The 10,058-nt window shown below is 68.4% G+C and carries 9 protein-coding genes and 1 pseudogene; 7 read left to right on the plus strand and 3 right to left on the minus strand.

Annotated features, from left to right (window positions below):
* Positions 1 to 108: 108 nt before the first annotated feature.
* Positions 109 to 423: pseudogene (locus ACJA3G_RS04070) on the minus strand (toll/interleukin-1 receptor domain-containing protein); the annotation flags it as partial.
* Here ACJA3G_RS04070 and ACJA3G_RS04075 point away from each other — a divergent pair.
* From ACJA3G_RS04075 to ACJA3G_RS04100, 6 genes are all read left to right on the plus strand, one after another.
* Entirely contained in the window at positions 422 to 1,084 is a 663-nt protein-coding gene (locus tag ACJA3G_RS04075; RefSeq protein ID WP_406551466.1) for a hypothetical protein, read from the plus strand. The pseudogene ACJA3G_RS04070 and the gene ACJA3G_RS04075 sit on opposite strands and share 2 nt — an antisense overlap.
* Before the next feature lie 219 nt (positions 1,085 to 1,303).
* Positions 1,304 to 2,065 carry a hypothetical protein gene (locus ACJA3G_RS04080; RefSeq protein ID WP_406551467.1) on the plus strand — a complete coding sequence of 254 codons (762 nt, stop codon included), beginning with the start codon at positions 1,304 to 1,306 and terminating at the stop codon, positions 2,063 to 2,065.
* Positions 2,066 to 2,324: 259 nt separating this feature from the next.
* Entirely contained in the window at positions 2,325 to 3,416 is a 1,092-nt protein-coding gene (locus ACJA3G_RS04085; protein ID WP_406551468.1) for a hypothetical protein, read from the plus strand.
* A gap of 184 nt (positions 3,417 to 3,600) precedes the next feature.
* The gene (locus ACJA3G_RS04090) at positions 3,601 to 4,392 is read left to right on the plus strand and encodes a hypothetical protein (protein ID WP_406551469.1); all 792 of its coding nucleotides are present in this window, start codon (positions 3,601 to 3,603) and stop codon (positions 4,390 to 4,392) included.
* On the plus strand, positions 4,379 to 5,548 hold the full coding sequence (locus tag ACJA3G_RS04095) for a helix-turn-helix domain-containing protein (RefSeq protein WP_406551470.1): 1,170 nt from the start codon (positions 4,379 to 4,381) through the stop codon (positions 5,546 to 5,548). The genes ACJA3G_RS04090 and ACJA3G_RS04095 overlap by 14 nt, the downstream gene beginning before the upstream one ends.
* Before the next feature lie 175 nt (positions 5,549 to 5,723).
* The gene (locus ACJA3G_RS04100) at positions 5,724 to 6,647 is read left to right on the plus strand and encodes an exonuclease domain-containing protein (protein ID WP_406551471.1); all 924 of its coding nucleotides are present in this window, start codon (positions 5,724 to 5,726) and stop codon (positions 6,645 to 6,647) included.
* A 446-nt stretch (positions 6,648 to 7,093) separates the two neighbouring features.
* On the opposite strand, the gene ACJA3G_RS04105 is transcribed toward ACJA3G_RS04100, so the two are convergent.
* Both ACJA3G_RS04105 and ACJA3G_RS04110 read right to left on the minus strand, forming a co-directional pair.
* A complete protein-coding gene (locus ACJA3G_RS04105) occupies positions 7,094 to 8,449 on the minus strand; it encodes a cryptochrome/photolyase family protein (RefSeq protein WP_406551472.1) in 1,356 nt (451 codons plus the stop codon).
* Positions 8,450 to 8,589: 140 nt separating this feature from the next.
* The gene (locus ACJA3G_RS04110) at positions 8,590 to 9,027 is read right to left on the minus strand and encodes a MazG nucleotide pyrophosphohydrolase domain-containing protein (RefSeq protein WP_406551473.1); all 438 of its coding nucleotides are present in this window, start codon (positions 9,025 to 9,027) and stop codon (positions 8,590 to 8,592) included.
* A 457-nt stretch (positions 9,028 to 9,484) separates the two neighbouring features.
* On the opposite strand from ACJA3G_RS04110, the gene ACJA3G_RS04115 reads away from it, so the two are divergent.
* Entirely contained in the window at positions 9,485 to 9,937 is a 453-nt protein-coding gene (locus ACJA3G_RS04115; protein ID WP_406551474.1) for a hypothetical protein, read from the plus strand.
* The last annotated feature ends 121 nt before the right edge of the window (positions 9,938 to 10,058 follow it).

Consider the following 10,058-nt stretch of genomic DNA (forward strand, 5'->3'; position numbering starts at 1 on the left):
CAGGTGCACGAGCACATCCGCGACCAGGGTCTCCGGGTCGCCATGCCGGGTGTCGCGCAGCTCCACCGGGTGAATGTGCGCGGTCTCCGGCTCGGGGTTGACCACCAGGACTCGGCGGCGCGGCTCGCCCTCGTTGAGCCCCGCGAGGAACGCCGCGGTCAGCTCCCATTGGCAGGCTGGGCGTTCGGGGTAGCCGACGGAGTAATACGCCAGCAGGACGCGCGAGTCGGCGAGCGCGCAACGGATGGTGTCGCTGATGCCGGCGAACCCAGCGACCGCCGACTCGTCTGTGAACACCTTCAGCCCGACCGCGATGAGCTCCTCGTGGAGCCGACGGACTTGCCTGGCATCTTTGCGGCTGTAGCTGAGGAAGACATCCCACACGGTGCCATACCCTACTGTGGGAACCGGGGAGGCGATCATGACGCAGTCCGGCGAGGCGCCGCGGCGGGGGCGTAAAGGACCTTCACAGGTCACGGCGAAACTGACGATCCCGTTCGTCGGCGAGGTGGCGGGCCTCTGGGAGCCGGCGGACGCCGAGCGCACGGCCGCCTGGGAGCTGTACTTCCAACTGGCCAGCCGAGTCGCGGTCGTTCCGCTGGAGCGGGACGAGGGAGTTCTACGCGAGGCACTCACCTCGCTGTACTCCCTCTACGATGTCACCCGGGGCATCCTGCACAAGCACGGTCCCGCCGTCGCACCGCCCGTGCCGCAGGGTCGGCTCACCTTCGGCGTGCTGGCGATGGTCACCCTCAATCGTGTGCTGCGGCCAGTGTTGACGGTCTGGCACCCTCGGCTCGCGGCATACGAAGCGCTGCGGCCTGACGGCACAGACCCGGTGAGCTATGAACGCGCCTGGTCCGAAGCCGACGAGTTGCGGCGCCAGCTGGACGTCACTCGTCAGGCGCTGCATTCACTCGCACGAACGCTTCAACAGGTGGCCGAGGTGGGCGATCTGATCGACCTGCCCGTGCCCAGGCCGCCTTTGCCCCCGCCTGCGCGTACGCCACCGCCGCCATCCGCCCGGCCCCCGTTGGGCCGGCGTAGTGACGATGGGCCCATTGGGGACACCCCCCCCCGCTGACCAGGGGTAGTGACACGTCTTTCGCGAGCGCTTGGCGTGGTCGGAGCACCGAGCGGAAACCCCGTACCGCCTGTGGGGGTGTGGGTGTCGCTCCACAAGCGGCCAGGGCGGGGGTCGGAGCCGCTGTCAGGTCAAGGGATCGATGCCGCCTCTGACCGGCGACGACAGCCAGAGACACCCCGCCCGACTACACCGCAGCCAGGACTTTGGGAGACACACATGGCCAAACTGACAGAGGAGCAGCGCCAGAAGCGCGCTGTCGACCGCAGCCGCCGTGAAGCCCTCCAGGCTGAGGAGCGAGATCGACAGGGCAGGGAGCGCCGCGAGATGTGGCGGCTCAAGGGGATGTACCTGACGTGGGAGGAGTACCTGGCGGGCGAGCCGTGCAGGAACTGCGGCCTAGTCCTGAATGATGCCCGCGGTAGCTGGCCCGGAACCATGTACCTCTCTCCCGCGGAGAAGATCGAATACGAGGCAGAGGACGCACGCTTCCGTACACGCCATGCCGACTGCTGGGGAGCCCGTTGGTGTATCAGCGGGTCACGGACGTGGCACTGCACTACATGCTGCCCGCCGCACCCCACTGACCCCAGGATGGCCGAGCGACTTAGCAAGATCTTGGCGTCCGGGCCTTCGTGGGAAGAGAGGAAGAAACACCAGGACGTGTGGGATCTGGCTCTCACCTGTGACCACACCGCCCGATTCATCCAGCATCGGGAGCACAATCGCGTATTGCCGTCGGTGGTCGAATGTCCGGAGTGCGGCACTCGCCGAGGCATCGTGGCCGCCAAGCGCATCGGACCGGCTTACACGGACGAGACCGCCCTCTCCGATCGCGAGGCCGCCGACAAGAATCGCCTCAAGGCGGAACTCACCGCCGCCACGGCGAAACTAGCGAGGCAGCAGCGGAGCGCCGCGGAGACCCAACGCCGCGTCAATGAGTTGAAAGGGCAGCTCGGCGCTGATCGCGCACCCCACTAGGCTCGCACCCACGAGAGTGCTGGCGGGGCGTCAGCAAGCCACAAGCGGATGTCCCACGCGCCACCCGCTGAATTCCGCCAAAGGTCCACCGGCGGCACGAAGAACGGCGCCGGAGGCGATCGCCCGGGATTTCTCCATTGTCGGCGGCCCCAGTTGAGCTGCCCGGTCGGCGTTGCCCGAGAGCGGCCACATCCTGAGAGTGCCGGTCGGGCACTTCCACCGGAGAGGCATTGTCAGTGCCCAGGGGGATGATCCGCCTATGGTCAAGAATATCTTTGCCTGGTGCGTGATCGGCAGCGCTCTCTACATGCTGACGACGCTGACCTTTGTCGCGCCGCGCTGGGTGGATCGCAAGCGGGTACCACACGGCCGGCCCGGCCGTTTGGCCCTACGCCTCAAGCTGATGACACCCCGGCGAGGTCGTGTGGTGCGTGTCCGGCAGCTGCTGACCGAGCACCGCGTCGCCGAGGCGGGCCTCCCCTCGGCGGAACGGCTTGAGAAGCGGGTGACGGATCTGACCTGCTCCTTGGTATCGATCTATCTCCTGTGGCTCCTGCCTTTCTTGGGAGTCCTCGCTGCGCTCATGATCATGGTGAACACTCGGACCGGTACCAGCTTCTGGATGCTGGCACTCCTCTGGAGCTTGCTGACGTCGGTGCTCGTTCTGGCCGAGGTGGACCGCAGATCACTCCACCGGTCGGTGCCGCACGAACACACGGTCCACATGGCGATTCGGGCGTGGGAAGCGATCACATCCCACGGCTCACCGGATCGCGAGGTTCGAGGCCACACCCGCAATTCCGCCTTCTGCGATGCGATCGGCGATCTGTGTGACGCATTGGAACGACAAGCGGAACTGGAACCGCGCCGCACCGACCCGATACAGCGCTCTCGGATCCGCCGCCACGCGCACGAGATCGTCAGGAATCTCCACGCGGCCAAAATCCGACTGTCGGAAGGGGATCAGGACCAGCTGGCGGCCTTGGCACAGATCATCGCGTCCGTGCTCACATACGCCGCAGCCCCCACCAACGCCCTGACCAGCTCGACTCGGTTGGCCGACGAGAATGTCTTGTCCCCGAATCCTGACTGGGACGGCCCCCACCCGCAGTCCGGTTCCCCGGCCTGGGGTGCGCTCGGGTATGCCCTCTTCATCTGCATAGTCGCCGGTGTGGGCTACCTCCTCTCCCTGACCAACTTCCCCGAGGCCATCACCAGCGTTCTGGTCGTCCTGGCCGTGGGCACAGGGCACGCGCTGCTCAGGCGGATGCGCCTTCCGTTCCCTTCCTTCCCGCCCTCATCGCAACCCGAGGCGGGCACGGCCGACCCGCCCGGCCTTTCGGCGCACTGAACGCCCTGTCGGCCATGCGTCGATCGGAGGCCAGAAGGAACGGGCTCGGCAGGCCCTTGGGGTCGGCTCAAGGGTCACGAACACGGCGTACACCAAAGCGGTTGTGCAAAATCTACGACATCAACTAAAGTCAAGCCCGCACTGGAATGCTTCGATGCGTAGTCCGACCTTAGGAGTCGTCCGCATGAGTGTGCCTTCGTCGTCGTGGGCGGCCGACGTGTTCGGCAAGCAAGCAGCAGCTGTTCGTTTTGGCCTCGGCCAGGGCCTTCGCAACATGCAGGCCAACGCGCAGGCCGCACAGGAGCAAGGAGCATCCCGCACCACCCGCACCTACGGCACCAGCCGGTATGAGAACCAGTACGAGCGGCTGCAGGACGAACTCAAGGACCTCCCCGGCGCCCGCGCGGTCAAGCCGTTCGGGTTCTCCTACGAGCTGATGCTCATTGGCAACGGGCTGCTCTACCCGTTCCGGTACTCGAAGACCAAGTCGGACGTACGCAGCGCTCGCATCCCCAGCGAGTCGCAGCTGGTGCGGGAGCTCTTCACCTTCGCACCGGCACCGACGCACACGCAGGAGCCGTTCGACCTCGACTTCGGGCCGACCGTCCCGGTCGCCGAGCCGCGGGGCGCTCTGGCGACCGTCCCGCGGGGAACTCAGCTGGTCCTGGTGCCCTTCGCCTGCAATGCCTCCGAGCTCCTCGAGGCGCACTGGGGCATCGCGGCCCTCGGGATGAACCGGCAGTTGGAGTGGGCCACCGAGCCTGAACCCCTCCACCTGCCGCAGTCGGTCACCTCGTACACGCTGCGGCCGGTCAGCATTCCGAACCAGGCCACGGCACACACCAGCTTCGCCGAGGGGACCGAGCCCACCCTTACGCTGTCCTCTCGTACCGCCTCGGACCGGGCCCTGCTGCCCGTGCAGTCCGAGACAGAACCCGTCGAGGACCAGAGCAGCGAAGACGATGCGACCCATTAAGCAGGACCTCATTCCCGGTACGGAAGAACGAGGCGCCACGCCACGCTCTGTCTCCGACGCCTTCGATCCCACCCGGCTGACTCAAGCCCGTCGGCTGGCGGAGATGACAAAGAAGGACGTGGCGGCGCAGCTCGGAGTCACGCCCGCCGCCGTGGGTCAGTACGAGACGGGGGTGTCGAAGCCACGACCTGACTTGATCCCCCGACTCGCCGAAATCCTCGGGGTCCCAGTGACGTTCTTCCTGCTGGGAAGGCCCGCCAATCGGCTCGACGCCTCCATGGCTCATTTCCGGAGTCTGCGCAGCACGCCGAAGTCCCAGCGGGAGCGTGCGCTCGCCTTCGCCGAGCAGGTCTGGGAGCTCACGTACGCGCTGGAGCAGCGGATCCAGCTGCCTCTGGTCGACCTCCCTGGTTTCGCCGGCGGTGAGGTCCACCCCGGCGAGGAGCTGTCCACCGACCCCACATCCGCCGCCCGCGAGCTCCGCAGGCGCTGGGGCCTCGGAGATGGCCCTGTTACGCATTTGGTGAGGCGGATGGAGTCTCACGGGATCGTGGTGGTCATGCCGCCTGCCAGTGATCCTTCCGCTGCGAGCGTGGACGCTTTCTCCACCCGGGCCGCGCGCCCTCTAGTCGTGCTGACGGCCAACCGGGCCGACGACATCTACCGGCACCGGTTCACGGCTGCCCATGAGCTGGGCCACCTTGTGCTTCACGGCGATGCCACCGGTGACAGTCGCCAGGAAAAGGAGGCCGACGCCTTCGCCGCCGAGTTCCTGACTCCTCAGGACAGCATCCTGCCCCTGCTGCCACGGCGCATGGATTTTGCGCGGCTGGCCGAGCTCAGGGGCGTCTGGGGTGTCTCCCTCCACTCGCTGGTCTACCGCTGCCGCGAGCTGGGACTGATCTCCGACGCCACCGCCAGCAGGTCCTATCAGCGCCTACGCGCTCTCGACGGCCAGCCCGGGTTCACTGCGGAGTCCGTCTCGAACTTCCCCGGTGAACAGCCTTCGCTGCTCCGTCAAGCCTTCGACCTCGCCTCCAAGGAAGCGGGGCTCTCTGTCCCCCAACTGGCACATGAACTGGCTTGGACAAGCACGAGAGTGCAAGACCTTCTGGGTGTCCAGGAACAGAGGCCGGTGCTCCGGCTAGTCCAGTAGCGGTCACCGCTAGCGAATACATCGTCACCGGGACCGCGACGTGCACGCGGCTGGAAACCTCCAGCGGACCCGTCGTGCCACAGCTCGCCGTCGAGCTCGCACTTCCGCACAGCCGAAACCCATTGGCGACTTTTGACCCTTGCGTCCCTTACGACTCCTCACGACACTCCGTGTCATGTCTTCCTGGGTAGCGATCGATTTCGAGACGGCGAACGAGCACCGCGGCAGCGCGTGCTCCGTCGGTATGACAGCAGTTGAGGGGGATCGTGTCGTGGACACCTGGAGCATGCTGATCCAGCCACCCGCCGCGCACAGCCACTTCAGCCCGTACAACGTCCGGGTTCACGGAATCACGGCCGACGATGTCGCCACCGCACTCGGCTGGAAGGCCGCGCTCGCCGCGATCCTCGCGTTCGCGGACGGGCGCCCGCTGATCGCCCACAACGCCGGATTCGACTTGAGCGTCATCAGGGCGGCCTGCGACGCCGAAGCGATCACCTGGCCAGAGCTTCGGTACACCTGCTCCCAGGTCGTCGCCCGCCGTACGTGGAAGCTCCTGTCCTACGGGCTGCCCCACTGCATGGACGCCGCCGGCCTCGACTTCACGAACCACCACAACCCGGAAGCCGATTCCCGCGCATCAGCCGAGGTCATGCTCGCGGCGATCCGCGAAGCCGACACGGCGTCCCTCGACGACCTGCTCGCCAAGCATCAGATCCGATGGGGCTCCATGACCCCCGATGGCCAGTGGCGCGGCAGCCAGTACCAGGGCTCCGGCCAGCGGGAGCGCAGGCCCGTTCCCGGCGCCAACGTCGACGCCGACCCTGACGGAGCGCTGTACGGACTGACGGTCTGCATCACCGGCACGCTGACCTCCATGAAGCGGGACGAGGCATTCGCCCGCCTTGCCGAGGTCGGCGCGCAACCGGCGAAGAAGATGACCCGAACGACCGACATCCTGGTCTCTGCCACGCAGACCCAGCTCAAGCCCGGGACCACTCTGAGCGGCAAGGCGAAAGAAGCCCAGGCCCTGCTCGACGCCGGACAGGCCATCGAGGTTCTTGATGAGGACGAATTCCTCCGCCGCCTCGGGTCCTGACCTAGGGGCCCAGAAACCGGGACCACGGATGTCGTGCGTCGGCCGCACCCGGCGACCACCCCTCGAACGACCCTCGACTCGTGCGGCAGCGAGCCCCCAGTCACCACGGCTATGCGCTCGCGAATGCTCGCTTAAGACGGGCTCCCACCGTAGACCCCAAGAGGGTCGGCGCCCCTGCCCCGCTACCTCTAACGTCCCGCGTCTCCCGCGCGTGCCACAACGTGCCATTGCCTGTGGTAAACAGCGGTCGCCAATAGCGCGTTACGACGCTCTGCAGAGCGCTGGCATCGTTCACCTTTCCGCAGGTCAGGCCCAATGTAGGTACCCCAGCCCCACGTGATTCCCAAGCTCAGAGCGCGGGTTCGATTCCCGTCACTCGCTCCATGAGAAAGCCCCAGGCCATCGGCCCGGGGCTTTTGTGTTGCCCCGTGGCCGGAGCACGCGGTTCAGTTGTGCCGGCGTCCCCGTTCGAACCGCTCCCGGGCCTCGCCCAGATCGACCAGCCGCTCGGGGTACCCCGTGGCCGCCGCCTCGGTCGTGGGGAGTTTCCAGGGCTCGTGGACGTGGCGGTCGGCCACTCCCGCGAGTTCGGGGATCCAGCGGCGTACGTACGTACCGCGTGGGTCGAGGCGTTTGCCCTGGGTCACGGGGTTGAGGATGCGATTCGGACGGGTGTCGGTTCCCGTTCCCGCCGCCCATTGCCAGTTCATCTGGTTGTTGGCGATGTCCCCGTCGACCAGGAGGTCGAGGAAGTGGCGGGCGCCGATGCGCCAGTCCGCGTACAGCGTCTTGGTGAGGAAGCTCGCCGCCAGCAGCCGGCCCCGGTTGTGCATCCAGCCCTCGTGGGCGAGTTGGCGCATCGCCGCGTCGACGAGGGGGTAGCCCGTGCGGCCCGTCCGCCACGCCTCGATCTCGTGCTCGTCGTCGCGCCAGCGGTCGCCCCGGGGGCGGTAGTCCCTGCTCGCCGTCTCGGGGCGGGCCGCGAGGACCTGGTAGTGGAAGTCGCGCCACGCCAGCTGCCGTACGAACGCCTCCGCGCCCGGCGAGGGCCGGCGCCTCGCCAAATGGACCAGCTCCGCCGCCGACACCGCGCCGAAGTGCAGGAACGGGGAGAGGCGGGAGGTGGTGTCGGCTGCCAGGTCGTCGTGGCCGTCCTCGTAGCCGTCGAGGCCGGACGCCAGCCAGGACCGCAGCCGGTCGCGGCCGGCCCGTTCGCCGCCCCGGGCCAGTCCCGGCGAGGTCCCGCTCACCTCCGTACGCGGACGCAGACGCTCCGAGCCGACCTCCGGGACCGGTACCCGGCGCGGCAGCGGGACCACGTCCCGTACGCCCTCCTGGGTCCAGCGGCGCAGGTACGGGGTGAACACGGCGTAGTGGTCGGCGCCCGCCGGGGTCACCGCGCCGGGGGCGAGCGCCGTCACCACGGCGTCGTGGACCACCAGCGCGCCCCCGGGCAGCGCGTCGCGCAGCGCCGTCTCGCGGCGTACGGCGTACCGGCTCGGGCCGCCCGCCAGATGCACCCGGCGCGCGCCCGTCTCGGCCACCACCGCGCACGCCTGCTCCACCACGTCCCCGGAGCGCACCACCAGGCGTCCGCCGCGCTCGCGCAGACCGGCGTCCAGGTCGGCCAGGCAATCGGCGAGGAAGGCCCGGCGGTTGGGCGCGTCGAAGCCCACGGCGCGCACGCCCTCGTCGTACACGAACAGCGGCACGACCTCGTCGGCCTCGCGGACGGCGGCGTACAGGGCGGGGTTGTCGTGCAGCCGCAGGTCGGCGGTGAACAGCACCACGGAGACGGTCATCCGTTCATCCTCCGCGAGGGCCGCCCCGGAGGAGCGCAGGCACGGCCGGGGGCGCACAGGCACGCTGGAGGCGTACAGGCACGGCCGGTGGCCCGCGCCGCACCCCGGTCCGCCTCAGCCGCGCCGCACCACGCCCCCCCTCACCCCCGCCACCCCTGCTCGCGCAGCACCGCCGCCACGTCCGGCGCCCGGTAGTGCTCGCCCTTGAGTACCTTGCCGTCGGCGCGCAGCACGGGGCGGCCATCGGGTCCCAGCTTGGTCATGTTGGCGCGGTGGATCTCCGCGATCACCGCGTCGAGGTCGATGCCGTGGACCAGGGCGGTGCCGTACGCCACGTACACCACGTCCGCCAGCTCATGGGCCAGGTGGTTGAGGGGGCCCGACACCGAGACCTCCGCCGCCTCGGCCGCCTCCTCCACCAGGAGGTCGCGGCGGTGGGCGGCCAGGTCCGCCGGGATCTCGGTCGGGGTGGTGCGGGCGTCCAGGCCGAAGGTGGTGTGGAATTCCCGGACGAGGGAGGCGGGACTCGGCACGGCGGCGGAAGCGGAGGCTTCGGTTCGTTGTACGGGGGTGCTCATTCGCCCCACTTTACGTTCCCCGTCCGGCCCCAACCCGCCCTGCCCGTAAGCCGGTTACCGCCTGGCCAGGGGCGAGTGGATCTGTGCATCTGCTATCGGCGCGGGGCGCCCCGCGGTCCGCCGATGCCCGGGTCGGTGGGCCCGGGAAAAGGACAGCCGCGTACACACGTACGCATGCGCTATCGGCGGGGCGACTGTTCCTGGCGCCTGACTCGGTGTCATAATGTATGGGTAGCCCTTCGTGCATCCCCCGTCGCGAAGGGCTACATCCCTGTCCGGGCCCGTCCGGACCCCTCCAAGAACGCCCGCAGGCGCCTCTGCCCGGTCGCGGGCATGGCGTGGCCTTCACACGGGCAAGGGACTCCCCTCGTGGCCCCCTGCCCGTGTTTTTTCGAGTTAACAGTGACGTAGAGTGTTTGTGCAAGCCCAGTTCCGACCAGACGGGGTGGGGGGACAGATGGAAGACCACACGCCTGAGCTGACGACCCTGCAGCAGAAGGTCGCCTACATGGTGGAGAAGACCTTCCCCGGCGAGAACGTCTCGGGGCGGGCGTTCTCCGACCTGGTGAAGGAGCGCGGCGGACAGCTGTCGCACAGCTACTTCTCCAACATCCTCGCGGGCAAGGTCACCCACCCTTCCGAGGACATCCTCAAGGCGCTCGGGCTCGGCTTCGGAGTCGACTGGCGCTTCTTCAAGGAAGAGTCCGAGGTCGTGGACGACGTGGTGGCCGGACTCCAGTTCCTGGCCAAACGGCGTACGGGGGAGATCAGCGGCCTCGCGGGACGCGGGCTCGACGACGACGGCCTCTCCGCCGAGCTCCTCCAGTTCGCCCTCTCCCTCCTTGAGGAGACCAAGGAGGGCAAGGAGGGCAAGGAGGGCAAGGACGGTATGGATGGCAAGGACGGCTGAGAGGGCTTAGAGGGCTGAGAGGGCTGAGAGGGGCTCAACGAGGGGTAGGGGCCGCGCCGGCCCCGGGGCCAACCTGACGTGGAAGCGCCGGGGGGCGCCCGCCCGGCTGACCCTGTCACAC

This window comes from Streptomyces sp. YS-3 (assembly GCF_045257485.1).
Classification (GTDB): domain Bacteria; phylum Actinomycetota; class Actinomycetes; order Streptomycetales; family Streptomycetaceae; genus Streptomyces.

Bases quoted from the DNA above. Each gene is read 5' to 3' on its own strand.
- ACJA3G_RS04110 (WP_406551473.1), bottom strand. From the start codon at position 9,027: ATGAGCACCCCCGTACAACGAACCGAAGCCTCCGCTTCCGCCGCCGTG.
- ACJA3G_RS04105 (WP_406551472.1), bottom strand. From the start codon at position 8,449: ATGACCGTCTCCGTGGTGCTGTTCACCGCCGACCTGCGGCTGCACGAC.
- ACJA3G_RS04080 (WP_406551467.1), top strand. From the start codon at position 1,304: ATGGCCAAACTGACAGAGGAGCAGCGCCAGAAGCGCGCTGTCGACCGC.
- ACJA3G_RS04085 (WP_406551468.1), top strand. From the start codon at position 2,325: ATGGTCAAGAATATCTTTGCCTGGTGCGTGATCGGCAGCGCTCTCTAC.
- ACJA3G_RS04115 (WP_406551474.1), top strand. From the start codon at position 9,485: ATGGAAGACCACACGCCTGAGCTGACGACCCTGCAGCAGAAGGTCGCC.
- ACJA3G_RS04100 (WP_406551471.1), top strand. From the start codon at position 5,724: ATGTCTTCCTGGGTAGCGATCGATTTCGAGACGGCGAACGAGCACCGC.
- ACJA3G_RS04075 (WP_406551466.1), top strand. From the start codon at position 422: ATGACGCAGTCCGGCGAGGCGCCGCGGCGGGGGCGTAAAGGACCTTCA.
- ACJA3G_RS04090 (WP_406551469.1), top strand. From the start codon at position 3,601: ATGAGTGTGCCTTCGTCGTCGTGGGCGGCCGACGTGTTCGGCAAGCAA.
- ACJA3G_RS04095 (WP_406551470.1), top strand. From the start codon at position 4,379: ATGCGACCCATTAAGCAGGACCTCATTCCCGGTACGGAAGAACGAGGC.